The 18,172-nt window shown below is 71.6% G+C and carries 15 protein-coding genes and 1 pseudogene; 10 read left to right on the top strand and 6 right to left on the bottom strand.

All coding sequences use genetic code 11. The features are described from left to right. The first annotated feature begins 26 nt into the window (after positions 1 to 26). Positions 27 to 917 carry a hypothetical protein gene (locus tag ACBJ32_RS45540; RefSeq protein ID WP_375132146.1) on the top strand — a complete coding sequence of 297 codons (891 nt, stop codon included), beginning with the start codon at positions 27 to 29 and terminating at the stop codon, positions 915 to 917. A 729-nt stretch (positions 918 to 1,646) separates the two neighbouring features. Here the strand turns inward: ACBJ32_RS45540 and ACBJ32_RS45535 are convergent. The 3 genes from ACBJ32_RS45535 to uppS all read right to left on the bottom strand — a co-directional run bounded on the left by ACBJ32_RS45535 (position 1,647) and on the right by uppS (position 4,817). After that, positions 1,647 to 2,558: an ATP-grasp domain-containing protein gene (locus tag ACBJ32_RS45535; RefSeq protein WP_375132145.1), complete on the bottom strand. Its 912-nt coding sequence runs from the start codon at positions 2,556 to 2,558 to the stop codon at positions 1,647 to 1,649. Positions 2,559 to 2,676: 118 nt separating this feature from the next. Next, entirely contained in the window at positions 2,677 to 4,095 is a 1,419-nt protein-coding gene (locus tag ACBJ32_RS45530; protein WP_375132144.1) for an oxygenase MpaB family protein, read from the bottom strand. Then, positions 4,092 to 4,817 carry a polyprenyl diphosphate synthase gene (gene uppS, locus ACBJ32_RS45525; protein WP_375132143.1) on the bottom strand — a complete coding sequence of 242 codons (726 nt, stop codon included), beginning with the start codon at positions 4,815 to 4,817 and terminating at the stop codon, positions 4,092 to 4,094. Before uppS ends, ACBJ32_RS45530 begins: the two co-directional genes overlap by 4 nt. A 242-nt stretch (positions 4,818 to 5,059) precedes the next feature. Between uppS and ACBJ32_RS45520 the strand changes: the two genes are divergently transcribed. Next, complete coding sequence (locus ACBJ32_RS45520) at positions 5,060 to 6,529, top strand: SDR family oxidoreductase (RefSeq protein ID WP_375132142.1); 1,470 nt, start codon at positions 5,060 to 5,062, stop codon at positions 6,527 to 6,529. A gap of 167 nt (positions 6,530 to 6,696) precedes the next feature. On the opposite strand, the pseudogene ACBJ32_RS45515 reads toward ACBJ32_RS45520, so the two are convergent. Together ACBJ32_RS45515 and ACBJ32_RS45510 are read right to left on the bottom strand one after the other, a co-directional pair. Next, positions 6,697 to 7,101, bottom strand: a pseudogene (locus ACBJ32_RS45515) (LysR substrate-binding domain-containing protein); the annotation flags it as partial. Positions 7,102 to 7,227: 126 nt separating this feature from the next. Next, positions 7,228 to 8,214 (bottom strand): hypothetical protein, encoded by a 987-nt coding sequence (locus ACBJ32_RS45510; RefSeq protein WP_357887307.1) that lies wholly within the window; start codon positions 8,212 to 8,214, stop codon positions 7,228 to 7,230. A 277-nt stretch (positions 8,215 to 8,491) separates the two neighbouring features. Between ACBJ32_RS45510 and ACBJ32_RS45505 the strand changes: the two genes are divergently transcribed. The 3 genes from ACBJ32_RS45505 (at position 8,492) to ACBJ32_RS45495 (ending at position 11,669) form a co-directional block, all read left to right on the top strand. Continuing rightward, positions 8,492 to 9,376, top strand: coding sequence for a Gfo/Idh/MocA family protein (locus ACBJ32_RS45505; protein WP_375132141.1), 885 nt, complete (start codon positions 8,492 to 8,494; stop codon positions 9,374 to 9,376). A gap of 145 nt (positions 9,377 to 9,521) precedes the next feature. After that, positions 9,522 to 10,532, top strand: a complete 1,011-nt coding sequence (locus tag ACBJ32_RS45500; RefSeq protein ID WP_375132140.1) for an NAD-dependent epimerase/dehydratase family protein — start codon at positions 9,522 to 9,524, stop codon at positions 10,530 to 10,532. 66 nt (positions 10,533 to 10,598) lie between these two features. Further along, positions 10,599 to 11,669 carry a dihydrodipicolinate synthase family protein gene (locus ACBJ32_RS45495; RefSeq protein WP_357887316.1) on the top strand — a complete coding sequence of 357 codons (1,071 nt, stop codon included), beginning with the start codon at positions 10,599 to 10,601 and terminating at the stop codon, positions 11,667 to 11,669. A 19-nt stretch (positions 11,670 to 11,688) separates the two neighbouring features. Here ACBJ32_RS45495 and ACBJ32_RS45490 read toward each other — a convergent pair whose 3' ends face one another. Next, on the bottom strand, positions 11,689 to 12,894 hold the full coding sequence (locus ACBJ32_RS45490; RefSeq protein ID WP_357887319.1) for a hypothetical protein: 1,206 nt from the start codon (positions 12,892 to 12,894) through the stop codon (positions 11,689 to 11,691). 47 nt (positions 12,895 to 12,941) lie between these two features. On the opposite strand from ACBJ32_RS45490, the gene ACBJ32_RS45485 reads away from it, so the two are divergent. From ACBJ32_RS45485 to ACBJ32_RS45465, 5 genes are all read left to right on the top strand, one after another. Next, positions 12,942 to 14,102 (top strand): DegT/DnrJ/EryC1/StrS family aminotransferase, encoded by a 1,161-nt coding sequence (locus tag ACBJ32_RS45485; protein WP_375132139.1) that lies wholly within the window; start codon positions 12,942 to 12,944, stop codon positions 14,100 to 14,102. 86 nt (positions 14,103 to 14,188) lie between these two features. Next, positions 14,189 to 15,436 (top strand): ABC transporter substrate-binding protein, encoded by a 1,248-nt coding sequence (locus ACBJ32_RS45480; protein ID WP_375132138.1) that lies wholly within the window; start codon positions 14,189 to 14,191, stop codon positions 15,434 to 15,436. A 56-nt stretch (positions 15,437 to 15,492) separates the two neighbouring features. Beyond that, positions 15,493 to 16,359, top strand: coding sequence for a carbohydrate ABC transporter permease (locus ACBJ32_RS45475; protein ID WP_375132137.1), 867 nt, complete (start codon positions 15,493 to 15,495; stop codon positions 16,357 to 16,359). Next, positions 16,356 to 17,219, top strand: coding sequence for a carbohydrate ABC transporter permease (locus tag ACBJ32_RS45470; RefSeq protein WP_357887331.1), 864 nt, complete (start codon positions 16,356 to 16,358; stop codon positions 17,217 to 17,219). The genes ACBJ32_RS45475 and ACBJ32_RS45470 overlap by 4 nt, the downstream gene beginning before the upstream one ends. A 58-nt stretch (positions 17,220 to 17,277) precedes the next feature. Beyond that, positions 17,278 to 18,171, top strand: a complete 894-nt coding sequence (locus ACBJ32_RS45465) for a dihydrodipicolinate synthase family protein (RefSeq protein WP_375132136.1) — start codon at positions 17,278 to 17,280, stop codon at positions 18,169 to 18,171. Position 18,172: the final 1 nt, after the last annotated feature.

Here is an 18,172-nt window from a genome sequence, read left to right as displayed (position 1 = left end):
GCACCGGATCAGTAACAGGAGGTGTCGTGGTCGTCGACCGGTCATGGGAGATCGCATTCGATGCGCCGGCTGCGCGGCCGGTGCGCGCGGCCCGGATGGTGCTCGCGGCCACCGGGCCAGGCGGGGCCGCCGTGATCGTGCTGGACGCCGACAGCGACACGTTCGCGGCCGTTCCCGGCCTGCCGGCGCACCTCGCGCCGGAGACGGTGTCGCTGTCGTCCGACGGCACCCGGCTGGTGCTCACCGCGCGCCAGGACGACGGCGCCGGCCCGCCGCGCGTCGTGCTGCACACGCTCGCCACCGGGGCCCGCCAGGAGTTCGCCTCCGACGACTACCTGCGCGCGGCGCTCTCGCCGGACGGCACCCGCCTGGCCGTCCTGTCCGACCTGTCCGACGGCCCCGGCATCCCCGGCGTCGGCGACGAGCTCGCCGGCATCGAGCTGATCGACACCGGCACCGGCTCCCGGCAGCGGCTCTGGTGGGCCGAGGGCTACTGGGAGGAGGCCTCGATCAGCTGGTCGCCCGACGGGCTGCTGCTCGCCGCGACGTACCTCACGCTGGACGACGTCCTGACGACCGTCGTCCTCGACCGCACCGGCAAGGAGCTCGCCGCCTACGCCGAACGCGTGGCCCTGCCCGGCCCGCACTCCGTCTGGGCCTCCGGCCACGAGCTGGTCGTCTACCCGGAGCCCGATGACGAGAGCCCGCTGATCCTGATCGACGTGCGGACGGGCGGCGAGCGCCGCTTCACCCGGCGCACCTTCGACGGCTACCTCGCCGTCAGCGCCGGCCGTGTCGTCCGCCCCGGCTCCGCGCCCGGGCGGCTCGTGACCACCGACCTCGACGACGGCGACGAGCGCCCCTTCCTGACCCTCAGCCCAGCCGTCTCGATCGACGCCCTCGACATCGTCGCCTGACGGTTCAGCCCCGCAGGCGCCGCTGCCCGGGGACCGCGTAGCCCGCCGACCGGTCGTCGGGCAGGTAAGAATTAGCGGGACCGGTGACTTCCGGGTCCTGATCAGATACCGGGACAGCAAGTTCACCGCTCTGTTCGATGAGGTGTTCACGACCGAGGGCATCCGCGTGGTGCTCACCGCACCACAGGCTCCTCGGATGAACGCGATCATGGAACGGTGGGTGGGCATCGTCCGCACCGGGCCCACTGCTCGACCTGGATGCCGAGATGAACCCGCAGCTCACGACCGTGAAATGGAGTATTGACACCCTTGACATGCCCTTCCGGCGAGGCTGATCCCTTCACCGCCCTGGCTCCCATGGCGGCGGAGTTCGGCCGGTAACGACTGGTCTTGCGGTCTGTCCACGTACGGCTTCCTGGAGGATGGCAGCCTGGTGGCGGCCGCTCGTTCGCAGGGCGTCGACACACTGGTACGGATCACCCCTGACGGGTCGGTCGCGACGGTCCCAGGTACCTTCACCGTGATCGACTCGCTGGCCACCGCCGGAACGACCGCGGCGGTGATCTGTGCCTCGCCCGGCCTCGTTCCCGCCGTGGCGCTGGTTCCCGCCGCAGACCCGGAGATCCGGGTGGTACGGCGGAGCCGACCGCATCCGGTCGGCCCGGAATGGGTCAGTACGCCGGAGCGGATCGAGTTCCCCACCGAGGCCGGACTGACCGCCCATGCCCTCTATTGGCAGGGACCGGATCCTGCTGACCACCTCGTCGTTGACCGCTGTGACTGTTCCGGACAGCGAGGTCGGGGCGTTGTAGACGACGGCCGGCTGCCGAATGGAGTAGGGAGCTCGGCGTATTCTTCAAGGAAGATCTCGGGTGCGCCGTACGCGAGCGCGGTCAATCGAGCCTGATCCAGGCCCAGGCACGAGGCGTGCAGGCCTGGGTGCATGTTGCCGTTCAGGCGTGCGCCGATCTCCACCAGTGCTGGCCCATCCGGTCCGACGATCACCTCTGCGTGCGCCGGACCGTTCTGTATGCCCAACGCGTCAAGGACTTTCAGCACGTACCCGTACAACTGATCGCAGACCGGATCGGAAGGGTCGACGAGGATGTCCCGGTTGTCGATCGGTTTGCCGTTGTCCAGGAGCCGCTTTTCGTAGCGCCAGATGCCGACAAGCCGGGTACGGCCGTCGCAGGAGACGGTGTCGATGATGTACTCGGTGCCCTGGAGGTAGCTCTGCACCAGCACGAGGCTGTTCATGGTGCCGAAGATGTCGGTGGAACTGATGATCCGCTCTAACGCCCGCTCCAGTTCCGCTCTCGAGCGGCAGACGAAGACGCCGTCCGTCGACGCGGACGACAGCGGCTTGGCCACGCACGGCCAGTGACCGTGCTCGTCGGCCCAGCCCGCTGCCTCGCTCTGCGCCTTAGTGACCAGTTGCGCCGCGGTCCGCAGCCCGGCCGCGCCCACTGTTTCGATCATTACCGACTTGTCGCGCCGGGCCTGCGACAACGCGGAGCCGTTGGTGCGCAATCCCACGGTCAGACGTGCGCCGCCGCGCGGGCGAACTCCTCGTCGGCGAAGTCGGCGTACGCCGGACCGCCACAGTTCGAGCGCCTCGGCGAGCAGCGCGGCCCGCGCCACCGGGTCGGCCGAGAGGGTTCCGGCCCGCGGTGGCGTGCGGGCCGGGGGAGCGGCGCGCCAGGTGGGTCGCGGCGACGGCTGGCGGCTCGGTTTTCGCGCTCCGGCCAGGGCCGTACGGTCATCCGTGGGACAGGAGCGAGGTGTAGGCGCTGGAGTGCTGCTGGCCGGACATGAAGGAGACGAACTGCCTGACGAACGCGCTGCGCGAGTAGCCGCCTGCGTTGCCGGTCAGGTCACGGTGGAAAGCGGTGCGGAACAGGTTCTGATACTCCCCGACGTCGATCCTCTCGTCGTCGTCGGTGTCGGTGACGTCGAACAGCACGTCGGCGATCTTGATGAGCCCCGAGCCGGGCAGGCGGGCCGCCGCGGCGGCGTACTCGTCGCGGGTGACGCGTCCGTCTTCGTCGCGGTCGAGGGCGGTCTGCAGCTCGCGCCACCAGGCGGCGTACGCCTGGAACAGCCGATCCTCCTCCTGCTCGCCCAGGTCGAGCCGGGTGGCGATCTCCCGGGCCATGGCGGCCAGATCGGGCCAGCGCAGGTAGCCGTCGCCGGTCTGGTCGAGGACCTCGGCGAAGAACCGGTCGGCCGACCGGACCGCCTGGTGGTCCTCGTCGGCGGCAGGGGTGAGCAGCCGCGCCAGGGCAGCGGCCTTGCCGGCGCGGCGGCGTACGGCCTGCCAAGGTCCTGCTCCCTCGCCGGAGGGGTCCAGCAGTCCCATGACGAACTCCACCCGCGTCCAGCTCTGCGGAAGGTAGCGGGTGGCGAGGGCGGCGCTCAGGTACACGGACTGCATGAGCGTGCGGGCTCCCGGCAGGTCGGGCAGGGCGACGCGGCGGCTGAAGGCTTCGGGGAGCGAGGCGATGGTGATGGCGGCGGCCACCGGGCCCGCCACCGCGCGGCCCGCGGTCCACACCGCGGGGTGAGCGCGCAGGACCGGAGGAGCGGGCACGTTGGCGAAGAGCCGGTAGAGGATGACGCCCACCGCCTCGTTGTTCTCCAGGCGGTGCTCGACGACGTCGTCGTAGTAGGGCCAGAACTCCGGCAGCGTCGCGGGGAGGTGGTCACCGGTGCCGTCGATCAGGGCCAGGAGCGTGCGGTGTTCGTCGTAGAGCCGCCGCATCGCCTCGGCGTCGAGCTTGTCGCCGCTCAGCCGGCACATGGTCACCGTCGACTCGAACAGGGTCGCCACCACCCAGGCGCGCGCCTCGGGGTCGGTCGCGTCGTAGGGGCGGCCGTGGGCGTCGGTGCCGGACATGCGGGCGTGCAGGCGGTTGAGCCGGGCCGCTTCGCGGTCGCGTACGCGCGGGTCGGGGTCGAGCAGGCGCCGCGAGCTCGTCGTGGTGTTGCGCAGGCGCCGCCACGGGTGCGTGAGGAACGTGGAGTTCTCCATCAGCGCCGCGCCGATCTGCGGGTGGGCGGCTTCCAGCAGGGTGGCCCGGGTCACCGCGAGGCTCCAGCGCGCCTCGTTGACCAGGCGGCGCAGGAGGGAGTCGGGTCCGAAGACGTCGGCGCCGTCCTGTGGGGTGGTCTGGCTCATCGAAGGCTCTCTCCTGTCATCGGGGTGGGTTCGCGTACGTCGCCGAACCGGCGACGGCGACGGCGGTATGCGTCGAGGCATGCCGAGAAGTGGCCGGCGCGGAAGTCGGGCCAGAGCACCTGGGGGAAGACCCACTCGGCGTAGGCCACCTGCCAGAGCATGAAGTTGGAGATGCGCTGCTCGCCGGAGGTGCGGATGACCAGGTCGACGTCGGGTGTGTCGGGGTAGGGCAGGTGCTCGGCGAAGCTGGCCTCGGTGACCTGGTCGGCCGGCGTCGCGGACCGGATCAGCGACCGCGCGGCCTGCACGATGTCGCGGCGGCCGCCGTGGTCGAAGGCGACGGTCAGCGTCATGCGCCTGTTGTCGCGGGTGAGGGTCATCAGGTCGGTGATGTCCTGGACGAGCGGTGCCGGGATGCGCGGGTCGGTCATGCCGAGGAACCTGCAGCGGATGCCCCGCGCGTGCAGCACCGGCGCGTGCTTGCGGATGGCGCGGCGGACGAGCCGCATGAGGATGTCGATCTCGCCGGAGGGCCGCCGCCAGTTCTCCGTGGAGAAGGCGTACAGGCTCAGCCAGGCGACTCCGGCCGAGCGCGCCGCCTCGATGACGTCCATCACGGCGGCCTCGGCGGCCTCATGGCCCGCGGTGCGCGGCAGCGACCGCTGCCCGGCCCAGCGGCCGTTCCCGTCCATCACACACGCCACGTGACGCGGCACGACCATGACCACTCCAATGGCTGAGCGTTACTATGCCAATACTTTAAGTGGTCGGAGGCCGTCGGCGGGTCGTTCCAGGCGCAGCGACTCGCGGCGTGTGCGGGGCCGACTTCCGTCTCCGGGCAGGCCGGCACCACCGCCTGCGGCCTGCCGTGCCCTCGCTTCCACCCATGTCCTTGGGGTGCCTAGAACGCGAGGCCGCACGCCGGCCAGGCATGACCCGCGCGGGAGCGGGAACGTCAAGAGCCATGCCATTGTGCCTGGTCACGGGGGCGACCGGCTACATCGGCGGGCGGCTGGTCCCCGAGCTGCTCTCCGCCGGTCACGACGTTCGCTGCATGGTGCGCTCGGCCGGGAAGTTGCGCGACCTGCCCTGGGCCGCGCGCACGGAGGTCGTCGAGGCCGACGCCACCGACCTGGAGCGGACGCGCCGGGCGCTGGCCGGGGTGGATGTCGCGTACTACCTGATCCACACGATGGGCGCGAGCGGCCGGTTCGCCGAGCGGGACCGTCTGGCGGCGCGCAGGTTCGCGGCGGCGGCGGCCGAGGCGAGGGTACGGCGGATCGTCTATCTGGGCGGTCCCGCTGGGGATGAGCGGCTCTCGCCGCATCTGCGGTCGCGGGCCGAGGTGGGGGAGATCTTCCTGCGCGGAGCTGTGCCGGCGGTGGTGCTGCGCGCCGCGGTGATCATCGGGTCGGGGTCCGCCTCGTTCGAGATGCTGCGCCACCTGACCGAGCGGTTGCCGGTCATGACGACGCCGCGCTGGGTGCGCAGCCGTACCCAGCCCATCGCGGTGCGGGACGTGCTGCGCTACCTGGTCGCCTGGGCGCGGGTGCCGGGAACGGTGAACCGGGGGTTCGACATCGGCGGCCCGGATGTCCTGACCTACGCCGACATGATGCAGGGCTACGCCGCCGTGGCCGGGCTGCCGTCCCGGGTGATCATCCCGGTGCCGCTGCTCAGCCCCCGGCTGTCGAGTCTGTGGGTGGGGCTGGTCACGCCGGTCCCGGCGAGCATCGCGCGCCCGCTGGTGGAGTCGCTGCGCAACGAGGCGGTGTGCGGCGAGCACGACATCGCGCGCCACGTGCCCGACCCTGAGGGCGGGCTGATCGGGTTCCGCCGGGCCGTGGCCCTGGCGCTCATGAAGATCAAGGAGGCCGACGTCGCCACCCGGTGGTCCTCGGCGTCCACACCGGGCGCGCCGAGCGATCCGCTGCCCACCGACCCCGACTGGGCGGGCGGCAGCCTCTTCGTGGACGACCGGCGCCTGGCCGTACCCGCGAGCCCGCAGGCGCTGTGGCAGGTCATCGAGAGCATCGGCGGCCGCAACGGCTGGTACTCCCTGCCGGTCGCCTGGCAGCTACGCGGGCTGGCCGACCGGCTCGTCGGCGGCGTGGGCCTGCGGCGCGGCCGGCGCGATCCGGCCCGGCTGCGGGTGGGCGACTCGATCGACTTCTGGCGGGTGGAGGAGGTGGTCCCGGGCGAGTTGCTGCGGCTGCGGGCCGAGATGCGGCTGCCCGGCCTGGCCTGGCTGGAGCTCGGTGTCACCCGCTCCGGCGGCCGTACGGTCTACACGCAGCGGGCGATCTTCCACCCGCATGGGCTGCTGGGCCACCTGTACTGGTGGGCGATCGCGCCCTTCCACGGCCTGATTTTCGGCCGGATGCCGGTGAACGTGGCCGCGGCGGCCCGGCGACGGGAACGCGACTTGTCCTGATGCCCGCACGGCCATGAGGCTCGCCTGGCACGCCACGGGCACATGCGTCCGCGAGTTCCGCGCAGAGCCGGACGCATGACGACAAGGCCCACCGGCGGCGGTCGGCGTGCTGCAGGGCCCGGGCGGGGGCTCGATCCCCGCGGCGAGCCGTGCATCGCGGCCGCCAAGGCGTCGCCCACCACCGTCAGCGCCGGGGAACCACCTGCTGTCAGCCTGCTGATCAAAGCGATCCGGGTGCTCGCCAGCCGCCGGTCGTCGACGGCGACAGCGGTGAGCAGACCCGCGTCCAGTTCGGGGCGGGCGCCTTCGATCGGCATGGAGCTCGCCACCTCTGTCCGGACGGCGAGCTCGCGCAGGAGTGCCAGCGAGTTGGTCTCGTAGGCGACGCGCAGGCGGACGTGGTGTTCGGTGGCGGCTCGCTCGACCTCCTGGCGGATGCCGGAGGACTTGTCCGGGAGCGCGAGCCGTACGTCGAGGAGATCGGCCAGGTCGCATCGCGGCCGGGCCGACAGCGGGTGATCGGGCGCGACCATGACGAACAGCGGCGAGGGCCGGGTCACCAGCTCCGTCACATCCGGCGGATCGGTGCCCTCCCCGATGCGATGGCCGAGCCCGGGTGGCTCGCCTCGGATCCGTCGCCGGTCAGGCCGTCCCTGACGGAACCGCGAACGGCCTGACCGGCATCCGAGCGTCCGGCGTCAGCTGCAGCTCCACCGAGCCCAGTAGGTGTTCTGGTAGTCGTCAGTGACCCACAGCGCGTGGACGATGTTGTTGTCGCCGAGATAGATGTCGCCCGGCCAGGCGAGCGGATCCGGGTACGGGAAGATCACCGGCGCCCCGGAGGCTCCCCAGAACCCCGAATCGTAACCGGTGGTGCTCGTTCGCTTGACCAGGCCGACGGTGTCACCGACCGTGTTCGCCGCCACCGGACGCGCGTCCGGGCGAGTGTGCAGCACCGAGCCGTCGCTGTTCCACACGATGGAGACCTCGCCACCCGCCGCGGCCGTGCCGTAGCCCACCGGCCGGCCGCTGTTGTCGCTCTCCGTGATGGAGAAGCTGCTGACTCCGGCCGGCGTCTGCAGGTCATGCAGGGTGCCGTCCGGGTACAACATCTTCTTCGACGTGAGGAGGATGCGGCCGTCCTTGTCGATGCTCACCGGCCGGCCCTGCCCGACGACGCGGTACGTCGAGTAGTTGGTCCCCGGCCACACCACCACGGAGTTCCCGGAGCTGAGGCTGGCCAGGCCGACGACGTCCCCCTTGTCGTTGATCGCGATCTCCTCCGTGTAGCTGGAGCCGGACACCTTGGCCAGCCGCACCTTGGACCCCGAGCCCGGCCGCCAGACGTACGGCTCTGACGGTCCTCCCCACGGGGTGAGGCTGCCGATCACCGTGCCGCTGCTGTTGACGTCCTGCGGGGTGTCCCGCTTGTTGCCGTCCATGGTCGGCCAGTTCGCCACAGTCTGGCCGTTTCGCCATAAGAAGCGGCCGTTGTTTTCGCTGGCGCCTACGGCGTACTCGCCGCTGGCGCTCGCGCCCACGATCGAGGCGTAGTCGTCGCCGTTCTGGTCCGGGAGGTTGCCCAGGTAGGTGCAGGCCGTCGCGGCGGACGCGGTGTTCGCCGGCACCAAGAGCCCGGCGGCGGCCAACGCGCTGACCAGTATCGTGCGCACGTGCTTACGCATGGAACTCCTCACGGGTCGATTCCCGGCTTCCAGGACGAGCGGCCGGATCGTGCGCAGCCTCCCAGTCGTCCATCAAGGGGACCTCGAATCGGTATGGGGAAGTCCCGATCAAGGAGGCCGAGGGCAACGCCGGACGGCCTGCCACCACCGGACCCGCCCACCGAGAACCCGGGTGGTGGTGAGGCTCCTCGCTGAAGCGATGAGCGGGGCGGGGCGATGACGAGCCGGGGGATGGCTACGCTTTCCGCAGCCGTTACCGGACATGGAAGGTCGAACCGTGCGCATCGCACTCGCTGGGCTCGCCACCAGCCACCCCTACACCGACGCCCGCACCCTGTCCCGCCATGCCGAACTCGTGGTGTGGGAGCAGGATCCAGAGCGGCTCGGCCGGTTCACCGCCGAGCACCCGCAGGCCAAGGTGGCGGGCAGCCTGGCGGAGGTGCTGGCGGGCCGGCTCGACGGGGTGGTGCTGACCGTGCCCAACCCGCAGGTCCCGCAGGCGCTGGCCGAGGTGCTGGAGACCGGGCTGCCCTGCTTCGTGAACAAGCCCGCCGCCGCCAGCCGGGCGCAGCTGGAGCAGCTCGACCGGCTGCCGATCCACGACCGCGTGCTGTCGAGTTCGGTGCTGCGGTTCGCGCCCGCGTTCGCGGGGGCCCGGGTCGATCGTGACCGGGTGCTGGCGGTGCGGGCCACCGTACGGCACGACGTCGGCATGTGGGCGACCGGCTACAACGCCTGGCAGGACACGCCGGGGGAGGGCGGCGGCACGATGGTCACCATGGGCATCCACGGGGTGGAGCTGCTGGTGGCGCTGCTCGGGCCCGAGGTGCGGCTGGTGGGCGCGGCGGGGGCGAGGCGGCACTACGCGACGCTCCGCTCGGAGGACACCGGGGTGATGGCGCTGCGCTGGGGCGACGGCATCACCGGCACCGTCGAAGTCCTCGGCGTGTCAGAGTCGGAGTCCTACAGCGTCACGCTGCACACGCGCGACGGCAGCGAGACGATCGTGATCGAGGGCGGGGACGACGTGGTCCGCGGTCTCGGGTACGAGGGGACGATCGAGGCGTTCCTCGCGATGGTGGGCGGCGCGCCGAGTCCCGTGCCGTGGGCGGAGACCAGGGCCGTTCTCGACGTGCTGGTCCGCGCGCGCGAGGACTTCTGAACGACTGAGGGTCTGACGCCTGGGCGCGTGCTCCTGGACGAGCGGCGTCCGGCGTTCACCCATGCCCCGGCCGCCCCTCCCCGTTGACAGCCGGAGCTCCGCCCAGTTACGGTCTGGACCGTAAATCATGGACGGAGGAGACCGCGTGCGGACGACAGCGGAACTCGAGGAGCGGCTCGCGCGGCCGAGCCCCGGGCTCGTCGACGATCTGGGCAAGCTCGACGGCGACATCATGATCCTGGGCGCCGGCGGCAAGCTCGGCCCGAGCCTCGTACGCCTGGCCCTGAGGGCCACCGGCGGCGACAGGCGGATCATCGCGGTGTCCCGCTTCTCCGAGCCGGGGCTGGCCCGGGCGCTCCAGGACGAGGGCGCCGCGGTGGTCGCGGCCGACGTCGCCGACGAGCGGGCCCTGCACGAGCTGCCGGACGCGCCGAACGTGGTGTTCCTGGTCGGAGCCAAGTTCGGCACGAGCAGCGGCCAGGAGCACGCCGCCTGGTTCACCAACACCTACCTGCCGGGCCGCGTCGCCGACCGGTTCGCGGGGAGCAGGATCGCCGCGCTGTCCACCGGGAACGTCTATCCTCTCGTCCCCGTCACCGGCGGCGGCAGCACCGAGGGCTCACCCACCGGGCCCGTCGGCGACTACGCGATGAGCTGCCTGGGCAGGGAACGCGTGCTGACGCACTTCGCCGGGAAGAACCGCACCCCCACGGCGCTGCTGCGCCTCAACTACGCGGTCGAGCTGCGCTACGGCGTGCTGGTCGACCTCGCCCAGAAGGTGCTCGCCGGGGAGCCCGTCGACCTGACCACGGGCCAGGTGAACGTGGTCTGGCAGGGCTACGCCAACGAGGTGACGCTGCGGTCGCTGCTGCACGCCGGCGTGCCGCCGTTCGTGCTCAACGTCACCGGCCCCGAGCTGATCTCGGTGCGGCAGGCGGCGTCGGCGCTCGGCGAGGCGCTGGGCAAGGAGCCGGTGTTCACCGGCGAGGAGGCGCCGACGGCGCTGCTGTCGAACGCCTCCCGCTGCCACCGCCTGTTCGGCTACCCCGAGCTGACCCCCGCCGAGCTGATCGAGCACACGGCGCGCTGGGTCGCCGACGGCGGGCCGCTGCTGGGCAAGCCCACCAAGTTCGAACGCCGCGACGGGCGTTTCTGACGCACCTGCCCGCCGCGTACCAGGCAGGCGGGCGTGCTCATCTCACACGGCGAAGGGGGACCTCACGTGCTCGGCACGGCTTCAGAGGCGCAGGCTCCACAGGCACAGGAGTCCGTACGCGACCTGTTCAGGCGCGGTCTGGTGATCCCGGCGCATCCGCTGGCCCTGACCGCGGACAGGAGGCTGGACGAGCGCCGCCAGCGCGCCCTGACGCGCTACTACGTCGAGGCCGGCGCGGGCGGGTTGGCGGTGGGCGTGCACACCACGCAGTTCGCCATCCACGGCACCGGCCTGCTCGCGCCCGTGCTCGAACTGGCCGCAGGAACGGCGAAGGAGTTCGAGCGCGAGGTGGTGCTGGTCGCCGGCGTGACCGGGCCCACCGACCAGGCGGTGGCCGAGGCGGAGCTGGCCCGGTCGCTCGGCTACCACATGGTGCTGCTGAGCCCGTACCGGGAGTTCGACGAGGACGGGCTGATCGAGCGGGCCAGGGCCGTGGGCGAGGTGCTGCCCGTGATCGGCTTCTACCTGCAGCCCGCGGTCGGCGGGCGGCCCCTGTCGCGCGACTTCTGGACGCGGCTGGCGGGCATCGAGTCCGTCGTGGGCGTCAAGGTCGCGCCCTTCGACCGGTACCGCACCCTCGACGTGCTGCACGGCGTCGTGCGGGCGGGCCGGGCGGGGGAGGTGGCGCTCTACACGGGCAACGACGACCACATCCTCGCCGATCTCATCACCTCCCACCGGGTGGTCGTGGACGGGCGGCAGGTGGACGTCGAGTTCGTGGGCGGCCTGCTCGGACAGTGGGCGGTCTGGGTCCGGCGGGCGGTGGAGCTGCTGGAGGAGGCCACGCGGGCGCGTTCGGGCGACGACGCCGCCGTACGCCGGCTGCTCGGCCTGGACGGCCACCTCACCGACGCCAACGCGGCCATCTTCGACTCGGCGAACGGCTTCCACGGCTGCATCCCGGGCATCCACGAGGTGCTGCGCCGCCAGGGGTTGCTGGCGGGCCGCTGGTGCCTGGACCCGGAGGAGGACCTGTCGCCGGGGCAGCTCGCCGAGATCGACCGCGTCTGGGCCGCCTATCCGTGGCTGCGCGACGACGACTTCGTCGCCCAGGGGCTGGACCGATGGCTGGCCTGAGCGGCGGGTCCGGCGCAGGCTACAGGGTCAGGCGGTAGAGAGTGAGCGGACGGCCGCTGGATCCGCTGGTCAGGTTGCCGGTGCGTTCGGCCAGCCCGGCCAGCTCCAGCCGGTGCAGCATGCGCCGGGCGGTGCGCTGCTGGACGGCGAGCCGCTCGGCGATCTCGCGGGTGGTCAGCGCCTCGCCGCCGGCCGCGTCGCGGGCCTCCAGCAGCTTCTCCAGCGTCGGCACCGACAGCCCCACGCGGCGCGCGAGCAGCGGCAGGTTCTGCCCGCCGGCGGGCGCGCTGATCACCGACTCCAGCACGATGTCGGTGTCGGCGCGCAGGGACAGCACGGCGGCCACGTTCCCGATCCGCCTGGCCCTGGCCAGGGCGCGGCGGGACAGGCTCTCGGCCTCGGCGGCGCTGCGCCCGAGGCCGAAACCCACCCGCGCCACGCTGCTGTGATTGGCCAGCCGCGCCAGCATGGGCAGCCCCGTGAAGCCGCCCGTGGCCTCGTAGAGCGGCCCGCGGGTGGTCACCAGCAGGTGCTTGCCTCCGCGGAACCCGGCCAGCGTGCCGGCCAGCGCGCCGGCCTCGCGCAGCAGGCCCTCGTCGCTGTCCACCTCCACCAGGCCGAGCGCGATCTGCGCGTCCTCCTGAGCCTGCCCCTCGGCGGTGAGCAGCAGCTGGCGCAGCGCCGTCCGCACGGAGTGCTCGGACGGCGCCAGCCGCAGCACCTGCATCTCATCGCGCAACGCCTCGTGCACGGAGCTGAGGCAGGTGATGACGGGGTGGTCGGGGGAGCGGCGGTGGAAGGCGATGATCTTCTTGGACGTCGTCTCCGGCCGGTAGCCGAGCGTGCGCAGCTCGCCGGTGGGCAGCCCGGCCTCGTCGAACGTGGCGGTGACGTCGGCGGGCGAGATGGTGTCGATGGACAGCCGGGTGATGTCCTGACCCTCGTGCTGGAGCCGTACCAGGGCGCTCAGCAGCGTCGCGCCCGAGTAGTCGACGAACACGGCGGGCCGGGTGAGCACGTCGGCGCCGCGCGCCAGCATGTACGGCACGATGCCGGTGAACAGCCAGCCCTCGACCGAGCTCGCGTGCGCCTCGACGATGGCGGGCGCCTGCGACTCGTGGTCGTAGTCGAGCCGCAGCGCGCTCACGCCGGGTTGCTCCTCGCAGGTGGCCGCGACGTCGTCGACCAGATCGTGCGGGCCGACGACTCCGATGACGAAACCCACCCGCGTCTCCTTCCCCTTACTTACGGTCTAGACCGAAAGGCTATCCGGTGACCCTGCACTTTCCCAACATGGCCGAGCCCGCGGGCCGCACCCTCGGCGACGAGGAGGTGGCCGCGCTGGACCGCGTCATCCGCTCCGGCATGCTCAACTCCGTGTGGGGGACCGAGGCGCGGGCGCTCGAACGCGAGGTGGCGGAGCTGTACGGCTCCCGCCACGCGATCGCGTGCGCGTCCGGCACCGCGGCCCTCCACCTGTCGGTCGTGGCGGCGGCGCCGGACCCCGGTGACGAGATCATCACGACGCCGATCACGGACTTCGGGACCGTGGCCCCCATCTTGGCGCAGAACGCGGTTCCTGTCTTCGCCGACGTGGACCCGTCCGACGGAAACCTCGATCCGGACGCCGTGGCCGCGCTCATCGGGCCGCGCACGCGCGCCATCATGGCGGTGCACCTGTTCGGCGCGCCCGCCAGGGCCGGCGAGCTGCGCCGGCTGGCCGACCGGCACGGCCTCACGCTCATCGAGGACTGCGCGCAGGCGTGGCTGACCGAGTTGCCCGGCGGCCGGTACGCGGGCACGGCCGGCCACGTCGGCACCCTGAGCCTGCAGCAGTGGAAGCACATCACGTGCGGCGACGGCGGGCTGGCCGTCACCGACGACGACGAGCTGGCCAGGCGCATGCGGCTGTTCGCGGACAAGGGGTGGGACCGGGCGGCGGGGCGTTCGCACGAGAGCCTGGGCCTGAACTACCGGATGACCGAGCTGCAGGCGGCGGTGGCCCGCGCCCAGCTCGCGAAGCTGCCCGGGGTCGTCGAGTCCAGGCGCCGAACCGCCGGCCTGCTCGTCGACGCCCTGCGCGAGATCGGCGGAGATCTCGGGCTGCCGCGGCCGGACGGGCACGCGTGGTGGCTGTTCCCGCTCTTCCTGCCCCGCGGCGACGCCCCCGAGCTGGCCGCGCACCTGAACGCGGCCGGAATTCCGGCACGGGCCGGTTACCTGAAGGAACCCCTCAACCGGGCTCCCCTCTGGGACGGGCCCGTCTACGGCTCCTCCCGCTACCCCCTGGAGGGCTACCGCCCCGCCCCCTGCCCGGAGGCCGAACGGCTGGTCGCCGCCACCCTGCTCGTCGTCGACTGGAACGAGCACTACACGTCGGAGCACGTCAAGGCCATCGCCGAGGCGATCGCGAGCTACCCCGGCCGGCCGTAGTCACGTTCATGTCTCAGGCATTGACCGGACCATCCCCGGTCACTAGGTTTCGGTCAGGACCGGTATTCAGGAAAGGAACGCCGCCGATGAGAAACATAGCGGCAGCAGGCGTCGCGGTCGCCCTCAGCGTCGTGATCGGCGGGTGCGGTTCCGGTGGCTCGGGCTCGGACAAGAGCGCGGTGACTCTCTGGATGTACCCCGTCATCTCGGACCAGGCCAAGAACAAGGCCTTCTGGGACAAGGTCGAGAAGGACTTCGAGGCCAAGAACCCGGCGATCGACGTCACGATCGACCAGCAGCCCTGGGACGGCCGCCAGGAGAAGATCACCACGGCGCTGGCCTCCAGGAAGGGCTTCGACCTGGTCGTGCTCGGCCCGGACCAGATCCCCCAGTACGCCGAGCAGGGCACCCTGGAGCCCGTGGACGACGTCATCGCGGCCGACAAGAGCGGCTACCTGCCCAACGCCCTCACCGCGCTGACCGTGAACGGCAAGCTCTACGGCGTGCCCGTCTACCAGACGATCACCGCCCCCATCTACAACAAGAAGCTCTTCGCCGACGCGGGAGTCTCCAAGGTGCCCGAGACGCTGTCCGAGCTGAAGGAGGCCGCACCCAAGCTGGCCGCCAAGAAGGTCGCGGTGCTCGACTACCCCGGCAAGCCGGAGGTCTCGCTCAACCAGAGCTTCTACCCGATCCTGTGGGCCAACGGCGGCTCGGTGTTCTCCCCCGACGGCAAGAGCGTGACCGTCAACAGCCAGGAGGGCATCGCCAGCCTGCAGCTCCTGCTCGACCTCAAGGCCGTCGGCGGTCTGCCGGAGAACGCCGCCAGCAAGGGCAACGACATCGAGGGCGGCACGCTGGCCGCCGGCAGGAGCGCGATGTACCACGCCGCCACGGCGCTCAACGCCGACCAGCTCGGCGCCGCCATCGGCGCGGAGAACGTCGGCATCGGCCTGCCGCTGGAAGGCACCAAGCGGGTCGCGTTCGGCATCCCCGGCGGCCTGATCCTGGCCAAGCACTCCGAGAACAAGGACGCGGCCAGGAAGCTCGCCGCCTACATCGCCTCGCCCGAGGTCGCCGGCCCGCTGGCCAAGGAGTCCGGCTTCTTCTCCGCGCGTACGGACGTGACGATCCCCGACCAGTCGGCCACGTCCAAGGAGTTCGCCAAGTCGCTGCAGTACGCCTTCCCCGGCGACACCCACCCCAAGGCCCGCCAGGTCATGGCGATGGTCGCGGCCCACGTCCAGGCGGCGCTGATCGGCAAGGAGGACGCCAAGACGGCCCTCGACGCCGCCGCCAAGGAGGGCAACGACCTGCTGGCCAGCGGTGGCTGACACGATCCCGGGCCGCTTCGGGGGCGGCCCGCCTGCTCGGAAGGGTGTGAGGTCCGGTGCGTGACCGCCTGCGCGACCCGATCACGGGGCTGCTGTTCGTGCTCCCGATGCTCGTGCTGTTCCTGATCTTCAGGATCTTCCCCACGCTCGGGGCGGCGGGCATGAGCCTGACGGACTGGAACATCGGCGGCGAGTGGAGCTTCGTCGGCGTCGACAACTACACCCGGCTCGTGAACGACCCGAACTTCTGGTCCAGCCTGCAGGCCACGCTGGTCTACACCGTCATCTACGTGCCGCTCGTCATGGCCGTCTCGCTCGCCACCGCCCTGCTGCTCAACTCGATCGTCTTCCTGCGCGGGCTGTTCCGCGGCATCCTCTTCCTGCCGTACGTGACCAGCTTCGTGTTCGCCGGCCTCATCTGGCGCTGGATCTACGAGTTCGACGGCCTGATCAACGGGCTGCTGGCCAAGCTGGACCTGGGGCCCGTCGGCTTCATGGAGCGGGCGGAGCTGGTGCTGCCCGCCCTGGCCGTCGTCTCCTGCTGGAAGGGCTTCGGCTACTCGATGCTGATCCTGCTGGCGGGGCTGAAGGCCATCCCCGGCTCCTACCTGGAGGCGGCCAAGGTCGACGGGGCCGGCCCGTGGCAGCGCTTCCGCGGCATCACCCTGCCCCTGCTGAAGCCGGCGATCTTCTTCGTGCTGGTGATCGAGACCATCTCCTCGTTCCAGGTCTTCGACACGATCTACGTGATGACCGGCGGCGGGCCCGCCAAGGCCAGCTACACCCTCATCTACGGCATCTTCGAACGCGGCTTCAGGTTCTGGGAGTTCGGCTACGCGGCCACCTGGGGGATGGTGCTGTTCGCCATCGTGCTGGTCGTCTCGCTGATCCAGCGCCGGTTCATCGGCAAGGAGAACACATGACGATGACGGCCACGCGCCCCGCCGCCGTCCGCGACCGGCAGGCCACCAGGCCTCGCCGCCACGGCCGGCGGTGGCCGCTCTACACGCTGCTCGCGGTCATGTCGCTGCTGACGCTCGGCCCGTTCGCCGCCATGGTCGTCGTGGCGCTGTCGCCCCGCGGCGAGCCGACCGTGCCGGCGCAGTGGCCAGGCTCGCTCACCCTCGACAACGTCATGCAGGTCCTGAGGGCGTCGGGGTTCGCCGAGTGGACGCTCAACTCGCTGATCTACTCGGGCGTCTCCGTGGTGATCATCCTGCTCACCGCGTCGATGGCCGGCTACGCGTTCGCCAAGAAACGCTTCCCCGGGCGCGACACCATGTTGTGGACGTTCCTGGCCACCATGATGGTGCCGTTCCAGGCCACGCTCATCCCGCTGTACGTGCTCGTCTCCGACCTCGACGGCGCCGACACCTTCTGGGGCCTGATCGTGCCGACGCTGGCCAACTCCCAGGCGGTCTTCCTGATGCGCCAGTTCATCCTGGGGCTGCCCGACGAGCTGTTCGACGCCGCCAAGGTCGACGGCGCCTCCGAGCTGCGCGTCTACTGGACGATCGTGGTGCCGCTGACCAAGCCGATCCTGGCCACCCTCGGCGTGTTCGTCTTCCTGTGGCACTGGAACGACTTCCTGTGGCCCCTGGTGATCTCGCAGAGCGACGCCACGCGGACGCTGACGGTCGGGCTCACCGTGCTGAAGACGGAGGAGATGCAGTGGTCGCTGCTGATGTCCTCCGCGGCCGTGTCGGCGGTGCCGTGCCTGGTCGTCTTCTTCCTGCTGCAGCGCTACCTGGTCAACAGCATCGCGATGACGGGCCTGAAGTGACCGGCTGATCGGGACGGCCTACGCTTGTCGCCCGGAACGTCCGGTGAGGGGAGCGAGGATGAGCACGCCGATCGACGCACGGGCCGCCGGGCTGCGCGACCGCCTGCGCGGGAGCCTGGCCGCCGCCGCGCTGACGCCGATGACCAGGGCCGGCGAGGTGGATCTCGACGTCGCGGAGACGTACTTCCGGCGGCTGGCAGCCTCGGGCGCCGACGCCCTGGCCGTCCTCGCGCACACCGGGCGCGGGCCGTTCCTGCCCGCGCCGGTCCGGGCCGGCGTGATCGCCCGCGCCCGCCGCGCGGGCGTCCCCGTCATCGTCGGCATCGGTGGCACGCGGGACGGCGGCGAGGCCGGCGCGGTCGCGGACGCCCGGATGGCGGCCGAACTGGGGGCCGACGGGGTGCTGGTGTTCCCCGAGGCGGGGGACCGGGTGGCGTTGCACGAGGCCGTGTGGTCGGCCGCCGGGCTGCCGATGATCGCCTTCGACCTCTACACGAACCCGTGCCCGCCCGCCACGCTGCGCCGGATCCTGAGCCTGCCCGGGGTCGCCGGCCTCAAGACGGCGCTGCTGTCGGACGCGATGGCGTGCCAGGAGACGATCGCCCTGACCCGCGAGGCCGGCAGGCTGGCGATCACGGGGGAGGACCGCATGTTCGCCGCCTCGCTGCTGTGGGGCGCGCAGGCGGCGCTCGTGGGCATCGCGGCCGCGTCGGTGGGGACGACGGCGGCGGTGCTGCGCGCGTACGAGGGCGAGGACCTGCGCGCCTTCGAGAAGGCCGCCGCGCGCCTGGACCGGCTGGCGGCGGCCACGTTCACCGCTCCCATGGAGGGCTACGTCCAGCGCATGTCCTGGCTCGCCGCCGCGGAGGGGCTCATCCCCGAGGACCGGGCCCACGACCCGTACGGTCCCGCGCTTCCTGACGGCGAGCGTGCCAAGGTGCTGGCCTGGTAGC

Origin of the sequence: Nonomuraea sp. GTA35, assembly GCF_041950525.1 — a bacterium.
Classification (GTDB): Bacteria; Actinomycetota; Actinomycetes; order Streptosporangiales; family Streptosporangiaceae; genus Nonomuraea.
This window is presented reverse-complemented; position numbering and strand designations above follow the sequence as displayed.

Excerpts from the sequence above, each read along its gene's own strand:
- ACBJ32_RS45480 (WP_375132138.1), top strand. The coding sequence starts at position 14,189 with ATGAGAAACATAGCGGCAGCAGGCGTCGCGGTCGCCCTCAGCGTCGTG.
- uppS (WP_375132143.1), bottom strand. The coding sequence starts at position 4,817 with ATGGTCGTGCCGCGTCACGTGGCGTGTGTGATGGACGGGAACGGCCGC.
- ACBJ32_RS45520 (WP_375132142.1), top strand. The coding sequence starts at position 5,060 with ATGCCATTGTGCCTGGTCACGGGGGCGACCGGCTACATCGGCGGGCGG.
- ACBJ32_RS45510 (WP_357887307.1), bottom strand. The coding sequence starts at position 8,214 with ATGCGTAAGCACGTGCGCACGATACTGGTCAGCGCGTTGGCCGCCGCC.
- ACBJ32_RS45465 (WP_375132136.1), top strand. The coding sequence starts at position 17,278 with ATGAGCACGCCGATCGACGCACGGGCCGCCGGGCTGCGCGACCGCCTG.
- ACBJ32_RS45470 (WP_357887331.1), top strand. The coding sequence starts at position 16,356 with ATGACGATGACGGCCACGCGCCCCGCCGCCGTCCGCGACCGGCAGGCC.
- ACBJ32_RS45530 (WP_375132144.1), bottom strand. The coding sequence starts at position 4,095 with ATGAGCCAGACCACCCCACAGGACGGCGCCGACGTCTTCGGACCCGAC.